Genomic DNA, 20569 nt, shown 5'->3' with positions numbered 1-20569 from the left:
CCTATTCGTCTCTTAAGGATTCTACAGGATTCGCTTTAGCCACTTTCCATGATTTATATCCTACTGTGAGCAGAGCAATGATAATACTTGCCAGTATTGCTGCAATAAAAAATTCAACACCTAGAGGGATTCTGTATGCGTAGGTATCAAGGAATGCACGCATGATGTAGTAGGCAATTGGTCCGGAAATAAGAATAGCAATCATCAATAATCGGGATAATTCTTTAGAGAAAATATTCCAGATTGCAAGACTGGTTGCCCCCATCACTTTTCGAATTCCGATTTCTTTGACTTTTTGATTTGCCATGAAAGCCACTAACGCATAAAGCCCTAATGCTCCAATGATGATGGCGATCACAACAAATAATCGCATCACTTTCGAAACACTTTGCTCTAGTTGATAGAAAGAGGCCAGATGATCGTCATAAAACTGAAAATCAAAGACGTGTTCGGGGAAGCTGGTCTCCCAGCTGGCTTCAATATGGTTTAGTGTGGTCTTTAATTCAGATAGATTTTGCTGAGAGGGATGTAGCTTGATGCCAGCCTGGAATATGTTCCAGGAGAGATTGGCAAGGAATACATTCTCAATATCCTGATGAAGTGAAGCAGCATGAAAGTCTTCCACTACACCAACAATTGTCAACTCAATTGACCCGCGACCATATTTTACTTGTTCACCAAGTGCATCTTGTGGGCTTTGGAAACCCAGCACTTCTGTTAACTGGCGGTTAACCACGGTTAGATTTTTTGGACCATTACGCTTAAATGGCTCACCTGCTATGAAATCTAATTCATAAAGATCAAAGAAATTCTCATCCACATTCTTCAGATTGCCCCACACATCCTCTCCTTCTATGCTGGGATGAAATATTGGGTTTGTGGATCTCCAGCCAGACATTGGGCCTGAGGTACTATAACTAACACCTTGGATGGCAGGAGATTTAAGCAACTCATTTTTAAGCACACTTAGTTTAGTTGAATCATTCTCCGGAAGCTCCACCACGATGATTGAATCATCATTAAATCCAATATCTTTTGATTTGAAAAAATTCATTTGGGCATTTAGAATCAGAACTCCAATGATTAATATCTGAGAGATCGCAAATTGTAATACAACCAAAACTCGGCGAAAAGAAAGAAATCCGGAGGCTTGCTTGACATTCAAATTGTTTTTGATTGCCAGGATTGGATTCATGCGAGCAAGAATCACAGAAGGGTATAGGCCCGCTAAAAATGTTACTCCAATGAGTGTCGCAAGAAGGAAATAGATCAATTTTCCATCTAACAAATTCATACTCATTTCATAAGAAAGAATTTGAGCAACCTGATCAATTAATACTGTGGCTATTAGTGCACCAAGGATGGTTGCAAAAAGTGTGATTAAAAACGTTTCACATAGGAACTGGACAACCAATTGTTTTTTACTACTTCCCATGGTCTTCCTCACACCTACTTCTTTGGATCTTTTCACTGCTTGGGCAGTGGAGAGGTTGATAAAATTGATACAAGCAGTGATAATAAGAAACAAACCTACAAGACCTAGAATCATTAACTCATCGAAGGTGGCGGTCACTCCGGCATATGTTCTTCGAATTTCTTCGCTATGGTGAAGGTCTGATAAAGGCTGCAACCGATACGTCCTGTTTTTTGCTGCATACTCAGGCAAGTATTTTTTAGCGAATGGCACCAGCTCGGCTTCAAACACTGATGGAGTACCTTCTTTCAATAGCAAGTAGCAGTTGGTGGCACTGTTGTATTCTTCCCAGTCCTTTCCTTCATAGAACCATCGGTTTGCCGCATCCTGATCCTGATAGTGAAATAGCACTTCAAATGGAAAGTCAGAAGTGTTTGGCTCATCTTTAATGACAGCAGAAACATATACGGTTTTCTCATTTTCTAGAATGATTGGTCTCCCAATAGCTTCATGAACCTGTGGATGTGAAAGACCAAAATATTTCAATGCTTTTGATTCATTGATAATTACTTTGCCCGGTTCATTTAAAGCCGTTTGCTTATCACCGGCAATGAACTGTAGAGTGAATAGTTCTAGAAATTGAGGCTCTACAAAAACAATTCCTTTCCTTTCCTGAAATCTCTGAATATTATCCTGGCTAGTGGGGATACCAATTAGTCCATCCTGATCATAAAACGTCATAGCCGCATTGATACCAGGAAAATCGCTTCGCAGAGCATCGGCCAGAGGATGCGTTTGCGCCCGATAGGTTTTTATTCCTGAGGTCGTATGATCCTCATTAATGACCCGATATAATTGATGATAGTTTTCATGATGCTTATTGTAGCTAAGCTCATGATCAAGAATTTTGTAAATGACTAAGGCGCAGGCAATGCCCATAGCAAGTCCAAATATGTTCATCAATGCATAGACTTTCTCGCGCTTGATGAACCTAATTGAGGTTTTGAAATAATTTTTTAACATACCGTAATAGTTGAGTTTTTGCTGGTCATAGACCGGATTAATTATTGAGCGCCTAAAGAAGCGTAGAACAGTCCACGCGAATCGTCTTCTGGCTTTTCTTAGTCCTAATGTTTTGCTGTCCTCTTCAAATTGTTCTTCCAGATCACCTAGAATTTGTTCCTGCAATTGAGGCTTGCAGTACCACTTGAAGAAGTAAAGGAAGAATTTGGGAGGAGAAGGCCTACTCATCTTTCAATGACTCTACTGGATTAACATTGGCTGCTTTCAAGGTTTGTGATCCTACAGTCAGCCACGAAATTAGAACGGATGCTAAGGCTGCTATTGCAAATGTCCACCAGGATAGTGATACACTATCGGCATACGTTTCCAGCCACCTTAGTCCAAGGTAGTAACTGAGCGGAACGGCTATGATGATTGCGAGGAAGACTGCCTTGGTAAAGCTGTAGGTCATGGAAAGTGCCAGATTTAAACTGGTACAGCCAAGCACCTTTCGAATACCGATTTCTTTGACTTTTCGCTGAACCTGGAAAATGGTTAGCCCAAATAAACCAAGACACGAGATCAGGATAGCGAGCCCTGAAAAGAGTTTCGAAAGTTGCGCTACCCTCATTTCGGATTCGTACATCGCCTGGTAGTCTTGATCCACAAATCTAGGTTCAAATGGATAGCCGGGATTAAAGGCATTATACAAGCCCTCTACTTTTTCAATTGTCTGGAGTTCCATGCCTTCTTCAATTCTTAGCATGAAATAGTGCGCTCGTTCTGGTCGGTAAAAAAACATGGCCGGTTCCTGTGGATTGTGTAGCGACTCAGTGGTAAAATCTTTAACCACACCAATGATTCGCTTCTTGCCGGTGTAGTGTTCGACAGTCTTGCCAATGGGATCTTGCAAACCCATCATACGAATAGCTGTTTCATTGAAGATGATGCTGTTTTCCTCGTTGTATTCGGCTTTAAAAGTTCTTCCGGCTATCAATTTCATTCCGAGAATGTCAACCGAGTTTTCATCTCCGTTATTCTCCCAGACATTTACCTGTTGATCTTCGCCTTTTCCTTCCCAATCCAGTCCTCCAGTTCGATTCTGCATATCTGGACTCACGGAGAAACCACTTCTGGATGCTTGCACCACACCGGGGATATTTTCAAGTTCTGCCACAAAGGCCTCATCACTTTCAAACAAATCTCCTTCTCTCAGGAAGTACAACAAGTTGTCCCGATCGTATCCGAGGTTTTTGTTGAGAGCATAATCCATTTGCTTGCTCACGATCAATGTGCCCACGATCAGCAGAATGGAAAGGGTGAATTGGATCACAACCAAAGATTGACGGCCCCATGCCTTGTGGTTTTGACTTGGTGAAAATCTGGATTTGAGTGCTGAAATAACTTCAAGTCTGGAGATGTGAATCGCAGGGTATAGCCCGGCTATGGTACCAACTACAGGAATGAATAAAAAGAAACTACCGATCATACGAATTTCGGTAATCAATGAAAGCTGCTTTCCTGTCAGTTGATTGAAGGGCTCCAGCAATAAGTAAACAAGCAAAATTGCCATCAGGATAGCCATGGTGGAAAGCAGAATGGATTCGAAGAAAAACTGAAAAGCCAGGCTTCTCCTAGTGGCACCAAAAGATTTCTTCACACCTATTTCTTTGGTCTTGTGAGACGCAAATGCAGTGGATAAGTTGATGAAATTGATGCAGGCGATGAGTAGAATAAACACTGCAACTATGATGGTTAGATTAACATAATCGATTCGTCCTCCGGCACGCATACCATTTTCATACTTGCTGTATAGGTACCTATCGGCATACCCGGTTAGAAAGAGTCCTACATTCTCATTGGGATTATTAGCTTGGAATATTTCGTTTATTTTTTCTTCTACAATGCCTTTTTGAGATGGGTCATCAAGCTTTACAAGTACTCTTCCATAGAAATTGCCCCAGGCCTGAAAGTTTATGAGTTCATCATGGTAAAATGCCCATGGGAGGATAAATTCAAATGGTTCGGATGTGGCTGGCGTGACGTCTTCCAGAATTCCAGCTACACGAAAAGTCTTTTCTGTTGACCAGAAATGCCAGTTCAATGACTCTCCTACGACATCCTCTTTGCCGAACATTCTTTTGGCCAGAGACCTGGTAATAAAAATCATGGATGGATCTTCCAGCTCCTTCGCCTCACCTTTCCAAAGAGGATAATCGAGAATTTTCAAGTAATCTGCATCAGCAAAACGGCCATTCACTTTAAATCCTCTATTTCCAACACTTAAGGTGTACTCATGCACGTCTGTTGATACAGCAGATTTGATTGCTTGTGGAATTTGTGCTTCAATTTCCGGCTCCAGTAGTCCAGTAACACCTCTGGATACAGTGATTCCATTCACATTATTGAACCTGGAATATACCTGGAACAACTTATCAGCGTCATCATGAAATCGATCTTTTTGGAGTTCATCATTGATCCAAAGCACACTGAACAGCACACAGGTTAGACTGGAGACAAGGCCAACCAGATTGATTCCAAAGACTGTTTTATATCTTTTAAATCCGCGTATGGAAATAAGTAAGTAGTGTTTTAACATGCCTAAATGATTGAGTTTTTGCCGGTCATAGACCGGATGAATTATTGAGCGCCTGAAGAAGCGTAGAACGGTCCACGCGAATCGTCTTCTGGCTTTTCTTAGTCCTAATGTTTTGCTGTCCTCTTCAAACTGCTCTTCCAGGTCACCTAGAATTTGTTCCTGCAATTCAGGTCTGCAGTACCACTTGAAAAAGTGCACAAATAACTTCGGTGGCCGAGGAGTGCTCATGCAGAGAAATTCAGTTGTGGTGTGAGTTTCCAAAGATTAGTCCTGGCGTCCTTCATTTCCTGAAGAAGCATTTTGCCCGCATTGGTGATTTTGAAATAGCGCTTCTTTCGCCCACCACGTTCTTTGGTTGCACCTCCCATATACGATTCCAGGAAGCCCTTTTCTTCCAGCCGGTAAAGGGTGATATGCACGGAGCTGAGATTTACATCACGTCCCTGATACTCCTTGATTGCCTTGACCACTGTGTTGCCATAAGCATCTTCTTCGAGGATTAAAACCATGGTAAGGATGAGCTCTTCAAACTCACCCAGAAAATTTGTTCTACCCATTTTTATTGAATTTGTAAAACAAATATACGGATGATTTCTATTTAAGTTGTAAAAGAAATATTTATTGCAACCAGTTAACTTTACAGAAATCTATGAAAGCAGCTTCCTTAGCAGATATTAAGAGAGAATTGAAGCAACGAAATCCTCAGGAGGTGCTCGACATCTGCTTGCGACTCGTACGCTTCAAAAAAGACAACAAAGAATTACTTACTTATTTGTTGTTCGAGGCAGGAGATGAACAGAGCTATATCAAACTGCTGAAAGAGGATATCGATGACATGATGGAAGAGATCAATATGTCTCACCTCTATTATGTGAAGAAAGGCCTTCAGAAAATTGTTCGATCCATCAATAAGTCGCTCCGCTATTCCGGACAAAAGCAAACGGAAGTGGAGGTGCGACTGCACTTCTGTCGGAGTATCAGAGATTCAGGAATTGCCATTCACAGACACAATACCATAAATAACCTCTACTACAGAGAAATCAAGCGCATTGAAAAGGCTCTTACTTCTTTGCACGAGGATTTGCAGGCAGATTATCGCTATGAATTAGAGAAGCTCTAAAGGCTTGCTCTACAGTTTTCTTACAAACCCTGACAGGTTTTTGAAACCTGTCAGGGTTCATGTTTACTCATCTTTTAGCGTCTCCACCGGATTTCTATTTGCTGATCGTAACGACTGAAAACTAATTGTCACGATAGCTATCAGCATTGCTGCTACTGTTGCTGCAATAAATACCCAAATCTCAATTGGCGTACTGTATGCAAATCCTTGCAGCCATTTGCTCACAAAATACCATGCGATTGGACATGCTAATAAGATGGCTAAAAATACTAACCAGGTAAACTCTTTTGAGAAAGTAATTGCCAGTTCTGATATACTCGCTCCTAAGACTTTTCTAATACCAAGTTCTTTGGTTCGTTGTTCTGCTGAAAATGCAGCCAATCCAAACAACCCAAGACAGGCGATAATCATAGCCATGATTGTAAAGACATTGAGTATAGTAGCCATTTTGCGCTCAGAGCGGAACGTGGCTTCAAACTCCTGATCCATGAAGCTGTACTCAAAAGGTACGGTCGGATCTACTTGTTTCATTTCTTCTTCCAATGAGATTAGAAGTTGGTTCAAGTCGTTTGTAGTATTAATTGCTTCTGAATTGAGTCTCATAGAGTAAAAAGATCTTCCTGCTCCATAATCCCAGACAATATCATTGTAGTGATGAATTAAAATCAGGGGAGCTATTTCCTGCTTCACACTGTTGAAATTGAAGTCTTCCACCACCCCAATCACTTCATGTTCTTCTTCTCCACCGGATGCCAGTGCTACCGATTTGCCCACTGTTTCTTCGAGTCTCCATCCCAGCGTTATCACTGCTTCTTTATTCAGAATTACTTTGTATTTGTCGCTTTCTCGATTAGAATCAAAGTTCCTTCCTGCTAGGAAGTTAAGCCCGAGAACCTCCAGGTAATCTTCGTCAATACGAAGGTTATTTAGTTGCACAACACGAGTTTCCTGACCAGCTGCCTTGTAGCGATCACCGGAATGCACAAAAGGAGGAACACCAAAAGATTTGCCAACCTTCGCGAATTTAGAGTTAGACAAAAGTCTGTTTTTTAGCGCCTCCGTTTCAAACCCAAGCTCTTCCACATTATGGAGCTGCAAGATGTTTTCTTTAGCAAATCCAATGTCCACATTCGAGGCATAGGTAAGTTGCTTCTGCACAAAGAAAGTGGTTATGATTAGTGCAATAGATATGGTGAACTGAAAGACTACAAGCCCATTTCGAATGTTTCTTCCCTTAAAACCGGTTTTGATTTTTCCTTTCAGTGATTCGATAGGCCGAAAAGACGAAAGATACAGCGCTGGATAGCTGCCGGCCATTAATCCCAACACAAGAATAAATGCACCAATTGTCAGATAGAATATTGGATTAGACAAATAGATGCTCAAATCGATTTCTTTGTCCGCCAGGTGGTTGAAAGGATTGAGTGTAAGGTTTACCACAATCAAAGCAAGCATGGTTCCAATCAATACAAAGAGTACAGACTCTAAGATGAACTGTTTAACGATAGTTTTTCTCTCAGATCCCAGTACTTTCCTAACACCCACTTCTTTTGATCGGTTGGTGGCGCGTGCTGTAGATAGGTTCATAAAATTGATCGCTGAGAGAGCAAGAACTAACAATCCAATGGCCCCAAATATTTTGATAAAAAGAGGATTGCCGGTTGGTCCAAAAGCATGTCCGCTGGGTGATCCGGCAATGTATACTTCACTCAGTGGCTGCAGCTGAAGCTTCCAGGGATTTCCATCTGTAAATTCCTCGAACGTCTGGTTGAAGATACGTTCAGTTGTTGGAGGAGCCCATTTTGGTGGAATGGCCTGAATGTCCTTTTCCAGGGCAGCTACATTGGTGCCTTCTTTAACCAATCCATAAGTGTTAAAGGCGGTCCAAATCCATTTCCATCCGTGGGCTTGCATCATATCGGATTCGCTCTTTAACGAAACCAACATATCAAATTGAATATGAGAACGAGCTAGGACATCTGCCAAAATCCCATTAATTGAGAAGGTTTTCCAGGAGTTATCATATTGTTTGACCTCAATACTTTTTCCGATCGTTTCTTCTGGGTTGGCCTCTTCTCCGAAATACCTTTTCATGGTTTTTTCGGTTATTAAGATATTTTGCGGGTCTTTTAATGCTGATTTAGGACTTCCTGCCTTAAATCCAAATGAGAACACCTCAAAAAAATTCTCCTCTGCGGCATAAATGCGATCTTCTTTGAAGGCATTGGAGCGATTGCCATCCGAAGCAATAGCAGTTAGAGATCCAAGAGACAATATTCGCGTTATGGTCTCAAATTCAGGAGCATCCTCCCGTAAAGCTGTGGCCACATTTGGACCCGTGCTGGCCATCATTTTATTCCAGTCGCCCCAGATATAGGGTTGGTTTACCCGATAGATCCGATCTCCTTTTTCATGAAACGCATCAAATGTCATTTCATCATGGATGTATAGGCCAATCATAATGCAGGTGCTGATACCGATCGTTAGTCCTAAAAGATTAAGAACAGTAAATTGTTTTTGTCTGATAGCATTTCTCCATGCCATTTTAATCATCGATTTAAACATGCCGTAATTGTTGAGTTTTGTTGTTCCTTCAAAATTTTTGATGATACCTGGACGAAACAGCCTAAGTACATCAAGTGCGAACAGCCGCCTTGCTGCCTTTTTTTCATTAGTCCTTTTTTCAAATCGCTCCAATAGGTCGCCTTCTATATCTTCCACATAGTCCGGATGGCAGAACCATCTGAAGAAGCGGATGGGATATTTGGGAGGTTGCTTCATTTTTTGTCTTTTAATCCTGACAGGTTTCAAAAACCTGTCAGGGTTTCAATTTATTCATCTCTTAATGATTCTACCGGATTGGAAAGTGCCGCATTGACGGTTTTGAAACTCATGGTTATAAATGCAACAATTAGGGTAATGACTGCAGAGACAGCAAAAACATCAAAGCCCAGAGATATGCGATAGGCGAATCCATCTAACCAGCTGTTCATCGCATACCAGGACAATGGAATGGAAATGATGAGTGCTATAATGTAGAGCCTGATAAAATCTTTGGATAGTAATGCGATTATCCGTCCGGTTGATGCGCCAAGCACCTTACGCACACCAATTTCTTTGTTTCGCTGTGCAGTGCTGTATATCGTCAAACCAAATAACCCCAGACATGCAACAAAGATTGCCAATGTCGAGAAAACGGAAAAGATCATTCCGAAGCGTTCGTCTGATTCGTATTGTGCATCAAAATTCTGATCAGCAAAACGTGTGTCAAAAGGTCTGTGAGGAACTACTTTCGTCCAGATGGATTCAAGCTCCGACAATGTTTTGGAATAATTTTGACTGTTAAGTTTGACCGAGACAACCGAAACGTTGAATTGCGTTCCGAATCGAATGGAAAGGGGCTCTACATCTTCATGCAACGAGACATAGTTAAAGTCCTCAACTACTCCAATGACTTTACCCTCTCTGCCCCACTGCTCAAATGCTTGTCCAATGATGTCATGTGGATCAGGATATCCGAAAAGTTTTGCGGCAGATTCATTCAGGATCAATGCATTAGCCGAATCCAGAGGAAAATCATCGGAAAAGTTTCTTCCGGCCACCATGGTCATCTGATAAGTAGGAATAAAATCTTCATCCACCTCATAGATAGCCGGGCTTTTATAAGTGATCTCACCTGAGATAGGATCAGCCACTCCGGTACCAGCATTAGGGAAAAAGTCTCCCGGTGTAGCTCTCGATACGGAGACCATCTCCACATCCGGATGTTTCAAAAACTGCTGTTTTAGATATTCACGCTTACGTTGTACCTCAGAATCATATCCAAAATCGATTACCAGTACTTGTTCTGAATTAAAGCCTAAGTCATATCTCTGTAGAAAATCCAGCTGAGAGGAAACCACAGCCGCTCCGGCCAGCAGGATGATGGATAAAGCAAATTGAAGAATGACCAAAGACTTTCTTAGCCAGATACCTTTGGAAGATGTTTTGAACGATCCCTTCAGAACACTGATTGGTTTGAAAGTGGATAGAACGAATGCAGGATAGCTACCCGCAACTATTCCAATGAATAGTATTGTCCCAATAGCAATGAAAACATTTTGAACGCTGAATAGCCAATCAATTGGTAAGGTTTTGCCAGATATCATCTCAAGCAGGGAATGACCAAAGAACACCAATATAACAGCCATGATGGAAGCGATGAAAGTAACCAGAATGGCCTCAATCAGAAATTGATAGATCAACGTTCTGCGCTGTGAACCGATCGTTTTTCTGATAGCTACCTCTTTCGCCCGTTCTACCGAGCGAGCTGTAGAAAGGTTCATAAAGTTGATGCAAGCGATCAACAAAATAAAAATGGCAACTGAAGTGAAAATGTAAATATTGCTCATACTTCCTGCAGCGCCTGGTTGGCGCCCGGCATCCGAGTGCAAGTATGCGTCTGAAAGTGGCTCAAATTTGATGTGATAGAAAAAGTCGCTAGTGAAATTCTTGTCAAGAAAGTCAGCAGTCTTTTCTCGTAATTGCTCAATACTGGTCCCCGGCTTTAACGTGAAGTAGGTGTAAAAATCTACATAGCCCCATGAATCGAAAATTTGTGGACGTGAATTTCGAAAGGTACTCATGGAGATCAGTGCATTGAAAGTAAAATGGGAATTAGTGGGTACTTCCACAACACCAGTTACTTCATAAGGATCTTGATTATCCATGATAATTGACTTGCCAATGGGATTTTCATTTCCAAAGTATTTCTTGGCTAATCTCTTCGTCAGGACTACTGTATTTGGTCTTTCTAGTGCGGTCTTGGGGTTTCCTGCAATTATTTTCCAGTCGAAAACGTCAAATGCAGTGGAGTCAGCAAAAAGAACGTCTGACTCTGAATTGGAAATACCATTGTAGGAAAAAAGCCACGGGGAGTCACTTGTAAACCGGAATACCTTGTCCACTTCAGGGAAAAATTGCTGCATGGCAGGTGCCACAGGTGCATTTCCCCATACTTGGTATTCAGTCGTTGGTAGTGAATCCCAATCCTCAGGTTCTTCATCATCAGACCCATAATTATGAATGACCCGATAAGTGTTCTCGTAATTACTGTTGTAAGTATCGTATGACAGCTCATTGTTCACATAAATGAGAATCAAAATACAACTTGCAATCCCTACACTTAGTCCGGAGATGTTGAGAAAAGAGAAAGTCTTGTTGCGGAGTATGTTTCGCATACTCACTTTGTAGTAGTTAGAGATCATGTCGTAGTTGTTAAATTTTTGACTGCTTTTAATCGGCTTAATTATTCCAGGTCGGAAAAGCCTAAGTACATCCAATGTGAACAGCCATCGGGCTGCCTTTTTTTCAATAGTCCTTTTTTCAAAACGCTCCAATAGGTCGCCTTCTATGTCTTCCAAATAGTTCGGATGGCAGAACCAGCGGAAGAAGCGGAGAGCCCACATTGGAGGAGTTTTATGCATCCTATAGATGGTTGTTTTTGCCCCCAACCCCCTGAAGGGGGCTTCCGCCTGTACCAATAGCAGTTCCTCCCGTTAGGGCCGGGGTGAAAAACTGCTGAAACTTCACCACAAATTCAGGAACCGCATTCCATAGGCCAAGGCGCTGTTCTTTCGTTTCCTGAAGAATATTTTTGCCTGTTGAGGTCAAATGAAAGAATCGTTTTCGTTTGCCACCGCGTACTGCTGTTGCTTCCCCCATTTCTGAAGACAGATATCCTTTTTTCTCTAATCGACGAAGGACAGTCTGAAGTGCACCAATACTCACTTTTCGGTTTAGACGCTTTTCCATCTCTTCGATGATGGCAAACCCGTAGGCTTCATCCATAAGGATTGCGACTGTCAGCATCACCACTTCTTCAAATTCTCCGAGTTGATGTTTTCCCATGATTTTAAAGTTTATAAGAAGGAAAAGATTCTCTTAGAGATTGACCTTCAAGCAAACCCTTTAATTCCCTGAAGGGAAGGACATCAACTCCCTTTAGGGTTGGGGTAATCTGAAGGTAATGTTCAATCTTTTCCATACATTAGTTTTACATTTTTACCTTAAATGTAGTATTAATAATTAGACTTATACCTTAATTGTAGTTATTATGTTTCACTATCGGCATACATTTTTAATGTAGTCTGCCTTACTTTTCAGTGGAAAATAGTTTTCCTGATCTACAGACACCTTTTTTATCTGCTACATTTGAAGAAAAATTTTTATGAAATATCTCACCATTCTATCATTGGTAGTGCTCATTGCATGCCAGCCGAACAAACAAAATCAAGATACTGAAGAGGAAGCTAAGGCCTATGAAGCCCCGAAACACCATTCCGAATCGTTGACCAAAGTACTAGACGCTCACGGTAGCCATGAGCAATGGTCCAAAATGAAATACCTTTCCTACACCAAAGGAGAAGAATATACGATCACCAATCTTCAGAATAGAAAAATAAGAGTGGAATCACCTGATCAAACGATCGGATTCGGTGGAACGGATGTGTGGGTCACACCAGACACTGTGGATGCTTCTCGGGCTCGGTTCTACCATAACCTATTTTTCTATTTCTATGCCATGCCATTCGTGGTTGGAGATCCAGGAGCGTTTTATGAAGATGTGGAACCCAGGGAGCTGAAAGGCAAAACCTACAACGGGATCAAGATTTCTTATGGTGAAAACGTAGGTGATGCTCCCGATGACAATTACATTTTATGGTTTGATCCTGAGACGAACAAAATGGAATGGCTCATGTACACAGTGACATACCGAAGCGGAGAGCCAAGTGATACGTACAAACTAATCAGATACGATCAGTGGTCGGAATTCAATGGATTGCTTTTGCCAACTGCCATTCAATGGCATCAGTATAAAGGCGATTCTGTTGGAGAAATGAGCAATGAAGTACGCTTTGAAAATATTCAGGTCACAGAAGAATCACCAGCGGACAGTTTGTTTGTGATGCCTGAAAACGCACAAATAGCTCCCCTGAACGTAGGGAAAGGCTAACACTATTCAATAATTGTATCATGGAAAGCCGCTCTAAGCCAGCGGCTTCCATCATAAATCCATAAATTGGAAACCCTGAATTTTTTATCAAATCGAACTCCATCCTCTATTCCAGAGGATGAAATGCGTGCGGTCACAATAGCTGCATCATCGTGCATTTCAATCCATAGCTCATCCATTTCATAGGATTCGATAACCAGCGTTCCATTATTGATTTGATTACTTCTTTTCTTCATATACCCCAGCCAGGTTTCTTTACCGAATGATTTCCACGCAGCGTTTGTATGTACATAGTTATCCGTAATCATGCTGGCAAGCTTATCTGCAGCACCGGATTCATATACCTGGTTAAATTCATTGATGGCTGCCACCAGACCCTTCTCAGAAGGAACATTTTGCGTGGTACAACTAGTAGCGAGTAGGATCAAACAAATTGCGAGGAGTTTATTCATTTTATCTTTGAGGATTATCACCTTTATATCATGAAGCATTTATACCTCGTCTTTGTACTTTTTGTTGCTCAAAACAACCTTTTATTTTCTCAGGAAAATTCTCCTTTAGATGATCTCCCTGATTATATCACTCCCCTCACCTATTTCGGTCAGCGCGCTGACTGGTCCCATGACGGGGAGCGGGTGTTGTTTATAGAGAAAACGTTTGGAGATGTGTACGAGGTAGAAGTGACTACTGGAACCATACGTCCAATGACTCACCATTTTTTCCATGAAGGGTTTGTGAGAGCTTTGTACTTATCCAATGGTGATATTCTATTGTCCGGGGCGAAAAATTTTGATGCCAACGATCCATGGAAAAGCAGAGATGCCAGAAATACGGAGTTGTGGGTATTGAAGAAAGATTTGAAATCACCACCAACACCACTGGGTGTACACTGCAAAGAAGGGCCTGCAGTATCTCGGAAAAAAATGAACATTGCCTGGGCGCTGGGGTCAACGATATACAAGGGTGAAATAGAATATGACAATGGCAAACCAAAACTGAAAAACTGGAGGCCTTTGTTTACTTCCGGAGACTTGCCATCTCCTGCAAAGGGATGGGACATGGAAACACAAAATTTCAGACCTGGAAATGAAAACGAATTAATTTTTTATGCCTTCGGTGGCCAGTTTGGTTTTCAGGCAGAAGTTTTTGGCTATGATATGGAAAAAAAGGAATTCGTCAACTATTCAAAAAGTGAGAGCACCTATGATGAGGCAGAAGGGACGTTTCCGGACGGCTTGAGTATACTCGTAGAGAGTAATCGCCACCGCCCGAAATACAAAGGCATGAAAGAATTCCTGACACTGGATATTTACAAGCTAAAACTGGACGAGTCGGGAGAGATGGAGCGAGTTACTTTTTTCAATGAAAATCCGGAATATAAAGCATCAAACCCCGTAGTAAGTGATGATGGAAGATTTATGGTATTTCAGCATGCACATGCAGAAGACCCGGCAGGAAAGGGTAGAGGTCTACTCCTTCTGGATCTAAAGACCTGGGAAAAGAAAAAAGGAAAAAAATAGACAGCTTAAATGACTCTCTTCAATCTAAATTTCACTTTCTTTTTCTCTCCGTCTCTAAAGAGCTTTACTTTGATTTTTCTTCCATCACGGGATTGCAGTAAGTTATATATGTCTGATAGGCTATGATACCTTAGACTCTTTCCATTGATAGAGTGGATAATGTCACCCCTTCGGATATCTGCGTTGTATGCAGGACTGTCTTTGTCTATGCTTATCACCTTTAGGGTGTCCAGGTTTTTGCCCACAGCATTTAAAGCCATTCCGCTCATATCATATTCAAAGGGCTCTTTGTACTTCTCACCCTTTTTTAAATACAGCTTCTCATTGGCATAGTCGAAAGTAACATTGAACCGATTGAGTAGCTCACCGCCAAAGGTTCCTATCCTAGCACCACGCTTGATTAATTTGTTGTAGGCTCCTTCATATGGAGCTGAAACCAACATTTCACTAAAGTCAAAGCAGTTGATCGTAACTGAGTCCATGCGTCCAACCTGCCCAGGTATCTCGCCGGCAATTCCCCGACCAAGCCTGGTTTCTATCGTTTTTTCCGGCAAATCAATGCCGTCCAAAAAATTATAGTCGATCAATGCGGCATGGCTAGCACCTGTATCAATCATGATGTCCAGACTTGTTTTTTTGTTGTCTTGCTTAATTGTTGCGTTTAGAAATGGCTTGGATCCACGAATTTCAATGGGAACTTCTACAGCTCTGCGGCTTTTCTTAAATCGCTGAGGGTTATAGAGCGTCAATATATTGTCATCATAGTTGATATCTACGACAAACCGTGAAAAGATGTCATACCCAATGATGCCATGAACATCATCCCCAATGTTTTCTGACAACTTAAGGTAATCTTCTTTCAGAACAAGCATGTTCATATTGTGTCCAATCACCCCTCCGGGTAAACCAAAAGTGACCTGATTGGCGATGTAAGCTTCTACCGAATCGACAAGGCCGGGACCATCTATGGTAATCTCTCTGACGTAATTCACATCCAGAATATCAGCATAGAGCTTTTCAGTAAGGATTGCACTTTCTACTCCGGTATCAAGAATAAATTTGAGTGTTAGAAATCGATTGATGGTAATCGGAATGATAATGAGGTTATTGTGCTGATCGAATGGGATTTCGATCTTCCGAGTACTTTCAGGCATTTTAAAGCCAAACTCCTTCTGTCCTGAAGCGGTTGAACACAAGCAGGTGTTTATTACTAAAATGAATGCAATCAGACTTATAATCGGATTTCTCATTGGAAAGTCTCTTACGTAGTGAATTACACTCATCTAACAACACGAACAAAATCTAACCCTTATTTGATTGATAAAATTTACTCAAATAGATCTTGAATGTCGTTCTGTGAGAGACTTTTTACGAAACTTTCTTCTACAGTAATAAGGTCGGAAGCCAGCTTTTGTTTGTGCTCCTGTAGTTTAATTATTTTTTCTTCTATGGTGTCCTTGCTCACAAACTTATAAGCAAAGACTTTCTTGGTTTGGCCAATACGATGAGCCCGGTCTATTGCCTGAGCCTCTACCGCTGGATTCCACCACGGGTCTAAAAGGAACACATATTCTGCTTTGGTCAGATTAAGGCCTGTTCCACCGGCTTTCAATGAAATCAGGAAGATGGAAACATCAGGGTCATTCTGAAATCGTTCTACTTGTTTTTGACGGTCTTTGGTGGAACCATCCAAATAGGCATAAGATAGTTTCTGGCCCTCCAGGTAGTCTGAAACGATTTTTAGGTGCTTAACAAACTGACTGAAGATAAGCACTTTGTGCCCCTTTGAGATCGTATTTTCAATCATATAGGTGACCTCTTCCAGTTTTCCAGAGCTTTGCTCGTAATCAGGATCAACCATGCCTGGATGATTCGCAATCTGACGAAGTTGAGTCAGACCCTGCAGCAGGACCATGTGTGATTTAGCGATTCCATCCGTCTCAATCACGTCCATGATTTTGCTTCTAAAAGCATTTTTTTCTTTTTCGTAATACTCCCTTTGCGCCTCCGACATGGTGCAATATCGAACGTTCACCACCTTTTCGGGCAGATCGTCTGCCACCTGGCTCTTTTCTCGTCGTAAGAGGAAGGGCTTTATCAGGGCATTAAGCTTTTTTGTTTTGTTCTCGTCTTTTTGTTTCTCTATAGGCTTGAGGTATTCCTTTTTGAAGTAGCTCTCGTTCCCAAGCAGGCCCGGGTTTAGAAAGCTCATCTGTGACCACAGGTCAAGGGTACTATTCTCAATTGGTGTGCCTGTCAGAATTAGCTTTCTTCTTGATTTCAGCTCTCTCACTTTTTTGGAAATGAGCGAATCAGGATTCTTAATTGCCTGCGACTCATCCAGAATGATATAGTTGAAATAGAAATCTGACAGAATATCGGTATCTACACGGGTGGTGCCGTAGCTAGTAATCACCACATCATACTTACCAAATCTGGCTGTATCCTTGACGCGGTTGATTCCTGTGTAGTTAAGTATTTTAAGCTTTGGGGTAAACTTTTTCGCCTCCATTTCCCAGTTGTAAAGGAGGGAGGTTGGCATAATTAGCAAACTGGTGCTATCTGGGTTTTCGTTTTTCTGATGCTGCAATAAAGCGAGGGCCTGAATGGTTTTTCCAAGACCCATATCATCAGCCAGGCACCCGCCAAAATTGTAGTCCTCCAAAAATCTAAGCCAGTTGTATCCAGCCAGCTGATAGGGCCGTAGGTCACCCTCAAATAATGATGGAACGGAATAATCCTCCATTTTCTCAAAACCTAGAAGCTTCTCCAGCTTGCGGTCTATTGTCACTTTTGCAAGCTCACTTTCTTTTAGCTCTTGCACCAGAGAGACGTGTATTTTGTTTAATGTGATCCCATCATCAGTCTCTGATGAAAATGCGAAGAGATCCTTGTATCGTGTAATCCATGATTCGGGAATTACACCAATTTCTCCGTTTGGGAGCCTGACCTCAGTCTTTCCTTTTAGAATGCACTTTCTAATTTCTTCAAAAGGCACCTCGAAATCTCCGAACCTGATCTTGGCTTTTAGGTCAAACCAATCTACCCCTTCACTCACCTCCAAATCGATGGTGGACTCTCCGACGAAGAACTTTTTACCTTGCTGATTTTGCTTAATGATAAAATCCTGAAGCAGGTCGCTATTTCTTCCGATCCAGTCGAAAGCGGTGGTCTTAGGCAGTGTAACCCTTGAGTTTCTCAACGGTAGACCTTTGGTTGCCAGCTCTTCAATAATTCCTTTTTCACCTTCATGATCACGGCTAATCCGATGGAAAGTGTAATTGTCAGCTTGCTTTTCCATTGAGACACTCACCTTACTCAGCTTATCAGCATTGAAGTTGTGCTTTCCATAATCAAACGATAACTCCAATAGCAGCTTATCATTGGTTGCGGCTGGGGCATTTCCGTTATCATCAAAAAGTGAGGCATTTTGTGAGGTTTGGAGCTCGCTTACCGTGATTTTTGGAGTGGGTTTTGGCTTGTGAGTAACTATGTCAAACCCTTTAGCATAAACGTCGAATTCAGAGATAAGCGGACCAACAAACTTTTTGTAATAGGTCTCCTCAATGTCTTTGGGAATCAGAATGAACTTTTTCTTCAGAAAGGGCTTGAGCTTCCCTCCGCTCACTGGTTTCTGAAAGGTAAAGAGCTGTTCGTTTGCCACGAGCCATGCCGGTTCTTTGCATAGAAGATAGCTTCCATTATTCAGGAATTCAATCTTTTCATTCCGCAACTTAATAGTTGGAAAATAGTGGGTGTTGTCTTCATTTTTTCTAAAGTGGAATAGAATAGTGGCTTTTTCATCCACCACTTCAATTTCCTTCCATGCGGGCTCTCCATCCTTCCCCATCTCAAATAGGCGCTTGCCACCAATCAAAGACAAAATCTGCGAACGTCTTCTTTCTATGTAGCTTTCTATCTCACCCTGGAGGATTTTGTCTCCCGTGTTTTTGTCATAGACTTTAAGGAAAAAATCTTCTGGTTTTTGCTTTTTTTTCTGAAAGTGATTGGCAACCTGATCTTGCTGAATCTGATCCATCAGCCTGATGATCTTAAAATCATTCTCATCCAGGCGGGAGCTAAACTCGTCTGCATTCTTTGCAGAGATATTCTGATGAGAATATGTGAGTTCTCCTTTATCATTCAGTTGTATAACAAAAGATTCGATCAGGTACCCTAAATACTCATGATCGTAGAGTGAGTAGATTAATTCAAATGGCTTGTCAGGTGATACTTTCACAGATTTTTGAAATCAGATAAACTTCGAAAATAGTAAAAATCCGATACGTGAACATCAAGAAATTGTGAAGAGTTTGTCTGTTTATTGTAAAGTGTGCGTGGAGAAGGATTTTCCGGCCTTGATTGCAGGCTGAATAGAAGCCAATACGGTAATAATGATTATGGCTAAAATGGTCAGTAGTACGTCAGGAATCTCTATTTTGACTGGGTAAGCATTCATAACTGCTGAGTCCATCCCCATTCCGACCAATCCGTAATGTTGCTGGAGTAAGCTGAGGCCGATTCCTAATATTAAGCCTACCGCAGCTCCTGAAAAAGCCACAATGCATCCTTCGTATAGAAAAACATTTCGGATTAGCTGGGCGGAGGCTCCTTGAGCAAACAGCACAGAAATGTCTTTCTTTTTCTCGATCACTAACATGGTAAGCGAGAAGAAGATGTTGATTGATGCAATTCCGATAATTGAAACAAGAATCAGAAACACGAATAGCTTTTCAATTTTTAGAACCTTATACAAATCACTGTGAAGTTCTTCCCCAAGCTTCACATCAAATTGATCTCCCAGGACATTCTGCAGACGCTGCTTTACTTCAGATGCATTTGAATCTCCATCCAGATACACATCAAAGGAAGAAAGTCTATCTTCATAGTTTAAAAGCTCTTTGGCAAACTCAATCGGGACAAATACATAGTTATCATCATAGTGCTTTTCAATGGCAAAAACTCCTCCAGGGATAATATTGAGCAGATTGTACATTCTGGTAGGGTTCACCACACCCGGACCAATATCCTTCGGATAGTACATCTGTAATGTGTAGAAGTCATTCTTCAAGCTCAGCGAAAGATCATACTGAACACCACGTCCGATCAAGGCATAGCCAATACTATCTCTTACCAGAGGAAATTCGCCTGAAACCATCACATTTTTGATGCCGCTGTATTTATCAAAATCACGGCTGACCCCCTTCATCCTGACCAATCGCTGCGCCTCTTTGTATTCGACCAGCACATTGTCTTCTACAACTTCAGCCACACCCAAGACTCCCTTTATAGATCTTATTTTTTGAGTATTTGCAGCATCATTTTTAAACGATTTTCCTGATGTAGGCAGGATCACAATATCAGGGTCAAAGTTTCCATACATGGAGCGGAGCAGGCCTTCCAGCCCATTGAAAACTGACAGGGCTAATATCAAAGACATGGTACCAATGGCGACCACCACCATGGAAATGATGGAGATGACATTGATAAAATTTTTCTTCTTTCCCGAAAGGAAATATTTCCGCGCTATAAAGAAAGGAAAATTCATTGCTCCTCAGGCGGTATGTTTAGCTTGTTAATGAGGTTGTCAATTTTGGAAGCTTTCTCTTCCGTATCATCATGAAAAAAAGCGAGCTCTGGAATGATGCGCACCCGATTGCCAATTTTTTTTCCAAGCTTTAGCCGCACTTCACTTTTAATATCATCCAGATGTTTGAAGACTTCCTCTGCTTTGTTGATAGGAAAAACACTGATGTGCACACGTGCTAGCCCAAGATCTGGTGATACCGAAACTCCAGTGATTGTTCCCAGAGCTGAGCCAAAATAATGCGATGGGTCTTGCTGAAAGATTTCTGCAATATCTTTTTGAAGTTGCTTGCTGTATTTTATTTGACGCTTACTTTCCATATATCTGCAAATA

At 41.5% G+C, this 20569-nt stretch carries 14 protein-coding genes; 3 read left to right on the top strand and 11 right to left on the bottom strand.

Annotation, left to right across the window (positions count from 1 at the left end; translation table 11 throughout):
• Position 1: 1 nt before the first annotated feature.
• The 3 genes from ACP14Y_RS08445 to ACP14Y_RS08435 are packed head-to-tail and all read right to left on the bottom strand — an operon-like array spanning position 2 to position 5572.
• Positions 2–2665: an FtsX-like permease family protein gene (locus ACP14Y_RS08445; RefSeq protein ID WP_424962521.1), complete on the bottom strand. Its 2664-nt coding sequence runs from the start codon at positions 2663–2665 to the stop codon at positions 2–4.
• A complete protein-coding gene (locus tag ACP14Y_RS08440; RefSeq protein WP_424962520.1) occupies positions 2658–5243 on the bottom strand; it encodes an ABC transporter permease in 2586 nt (861 codons plus the stop codon). The genes ACP14Y_RS08445 and ACP14Y_RS08440 overlap by 8 nt, the downstream gene beginning before the upstream one ends.
• Positions 5240–5572 (bottom strand): PadR family transcriptional regulator, encoded by a 333-nt coding sequence (locus ACP14Y_RS08435; protein WP_424962519.1) that lies wholly within the window; start codon positions 5570–5572, stop codon positions 5240–5242. Before ACP14Y_RS08435 ends, ACP14Y_RS08440 begins: the two co-directional genes overlap by 4 nt.
• A 92-nt stretch (positions 5573–5664) precedes the next feature.
• On the opposite strand from ACP14Y_RS08435, the gene ACP14Y_RS08430 reads away from it, so the two are divergent.
• Positions 5665–6135 (top strand): hypothetical protein, encoded by a 471-nt coding sequence (locus ACP14Y_RS08430; protein WP_424962518.1) that lies wholly within the window; start codon positions 5665–5667, stop codon positions 6133–6135.
• Between the two features lie 63 nt (positions 6136–6198).
• Here ACP14Y_RS08430 and ACP14Y_RS08425 read toward each other — a convergent pair whose 3' ends face one another.
• Genes ACP14Y_RS08425 through ACP14Y_RS08415 form a run of 3 tightly spaced genes read right to left on the bottom strand, consistent with a single transcriptional unit; the run spans position 6199 to position 12024 of the window.
• Positions 6199–8916, bottom strand: a complete 2718-nt coding sequence (locus tag ACP14Y_RS08425) for an ABC transporter permease (protein WP_424962517.1) — start codon at positions 8914–8916, stop codon at positions 6199–6201.
• Between the two features lie 50 nt (positions 8917–8966).
• The gene (locus ACP14Y_RS08420) at positions 8967–11582 is read right to left on the bottom strand and encodes an ABC transporter permease (protein WP_424962516.1); all 2616 of its coding nucleotides are present in this window, start codon (positions 11580–11582) and stop codon (positions 8967–8969) included.
• A 19-nt stretch (positions 11583–11601) separates the two neighbouring features.
• Positions 11602–12024, bottom strand: a complete 423-nt coding sequence (locus ACP14Y_RS08415) for a PadR family transcriptional regulator (RefSeq protein ID WP_424962515.1) — start codon at positions 12022–12024, stop codon at positions 11602–11604.
• Between the two features lie 319 nt (positions 12025–12343).
• Between ACP14Y_RS08415 and ACP14Y_RS08410 the strand changes: the two genes are divergently transcribed.
• On the top strand, positions 12344–13129 hold the full coding sequence (locus ACP14Y_RS08410) for a DUF6503 family protein (protein ID WP_424962514.1): 786 nt from the start codon (positions 12344–12346) through the stop codon (positions 13127–13129).
• Between the two features lie 2 nt (positions 13130–13131).
• On the opposite strand, the gene ACP14Y_RS08405 is transcribed toward ACP14Y_RS08410, so the two are convergent.
• The gene (locus tag ACP14Y_RS08405; RefSeq protein WP_424962513.1) at positions 13132–13581 is read right to left on the bottom strand and encodes a nuclear transport factor 2 family protein; all 450 of its coding nucleotides are present in this window, start codon (positions 13579–13581) and stop codon (positions 13132–13134) included.
• Between the two features lie 30 nt (positions 13582–13611).
• On the opposite strand from ACP14Y_RS08405, the gene ACP14Y_RS08400 reads away from it, so the two are divergent.
• A complete protein-coding gene (locus tag ACP14Y_RS08400; protein WP_424962512.1) occupies positions 13612–14649 on the top strand; it encodes a hypothetical protein in 1038 nt (345 codons plus the stop codon).
• A gap of 5 nt (positions 14650–14654) precedes the next feature.
• Here the strand turns inward: ACP14Y_RS08400 and ACP14Y_RS08395 are convergent, their stop codons facing one another.
• The 4 genes from ACP14Y_RS08395 to rbfA all read right to left on the bottom strand — a co-directional run bounded on the left by ACP14Y_RS08395 (position 14655) and on the right by rbfA (position 20556).
• The gene (locus tag ACP14Y_RS08395) at positions 14655–15899 is read right to left on the bottom strand and encodes a PDZ domain-containing protein (RefSeq protein WP_424962511.1); all 1245 of its coding nucleotides are present in this window, start codon (positions 15897–15899) and stop codon (positions 14655–14657) included.
• Between the two features lie 77 nt (positions 15900–15976).
• Positions 15977–18889, bottom strand: coding sequence for a DEAD/DEAH box helicase (locus tag ACP14Y_RS08390; protein WP_424962510.1), 2913 nt, complete (start codon positions 18887–18889; stop codon positions 15977–15979).
• An 81-nt stretch (positions 18890–18970) separates the two neighbouring features.
• Positions 18971–20197 carry an FtsX-like permease family protein gene (locus ACP14Y_RS08385; RefSeq protein ID WP_424962509.1) on the bottom strand — a complete coding sequence of 409 codons (1227 nt, stop codon included), beginning with the start codon at positions 20195–20197 and terminating at the stop codon, positions 18971–18973.
• Entirely contained in the window at positions 20194–20556 is a 363-nt protein-coding gene (gene rbfA, locus ACP14Y_RS08380; RefSeq protein WP_424962508.1) for a 30S ribosome-binding factor RbfA, read from the bottom strand. Before rbfA ends, ACP14Y_RS08385 begins: the two co-directional genes overlap by 4 nt.
• Positions 20557–20569: the final 13 nt, after the last annotated feature.

The sequence above is a fragment of the Ekhidna sp. genome (assembly GCF_965247405.1).
Lineage (GTDB): Bacteria > Bacteroidota > Bacteroidia > Cytophagales > Cyclobacteriaceae > Ekhidna.
This window is presented reverse-complemented; position numbering and strand designations above follow the sequence as displayed.

Coding starts and splice junctions, on each gene's coding strand:
- ACP14Y_RS08445 (WP_424962521.1), bottom strand. CDS start 2,665: ATGAGTAGGCCTTCTCCTCCCAAATTCTTCCTTTACTTCTTCAAGTGG.
- ACP14Y_RS08440 (WP_424962520.1), bottom strand. CDS start 5,243: ATGAGCACTCCTCGGCCACCGAAGTTATTTGTGCACTTTTTCAAGTGG.
- ACP14Y_RS08435 (WP_424962519.1), bottom strand. CDS start 5,572: ATGGGTAGAACAAATTTTCTGGGTGAGTTTGAAGAGCTCATCCTTACC.
- ACP14Y_RS08430 (WP_424962518.1), top strand. CDS start 5,665: ATGAAAGCAGCTTCCTTAGCAGATATTAAGAGAGAATTGAAGCAACGA.
- ACP14Y_RS08425 (WP_424962517.1), bottom strand. CDS start 8,916: ATGAAGCAACCTCCCAAATATCCCATCCGCTTCTTCAGATGGTTCTGC.
- ACP14Y_RS08420 (WP_424962516.1), bottom strand. CDS start 11,582: ATGTGGGCTCTCCGCTTCTTCCGCTGGTTCTGCCATCCGAACTATTTG.
- ACP14Y_RS08415 (WP_424962515.1), bottom strand. CDS start 12,024: ATGGGAAAACATCAACTCGGAGAATTTGAAGAAGTGGTGATGCTGACA.
- ACP14Y_RS08410 (WP_424962514.1), top strand. CDS start 12,344: ATGAAATATCTCACCATTCTATCATTGGTAGTGCTCATTGCATGCCAG.
- ACP14Y_RS08405 (WP_424962513.1), bottom strand. CDS start 13,581: ATGAATAAACTCCTCGCAATTTGTTTGATCCTACTCGCTACTAGTTGT.
- ACP14Y_RS08400 (WP_424962512.1), top strand. CDS start 13,612: ATGAAGCATTTATACCTCGTCTTTGTACTTTTTGTTGCTCAAAACAAC.
- ACP14Y_RS08395 (WP_424962511.1), bottom strand. CDS start 15,899: ATGAGAAATCCGATTATAAGTCTGATTGCATTCATTTTAGTAATAAAC.
- ACP14Y_RS08385 (WP_424962509.1), bottom strand. CDS start 20,197: ATGAATTTTCCTTTCTTTATAGCGCGGAAATATTTCCTTTCGGGAAAG.
- rbfA (WP_424962508.1), bottom strand. CDS start 20,556: ATGGAAAGTAAGCGTCAAATAAAATACAGCAAGCAACTTCAAAAAGAT.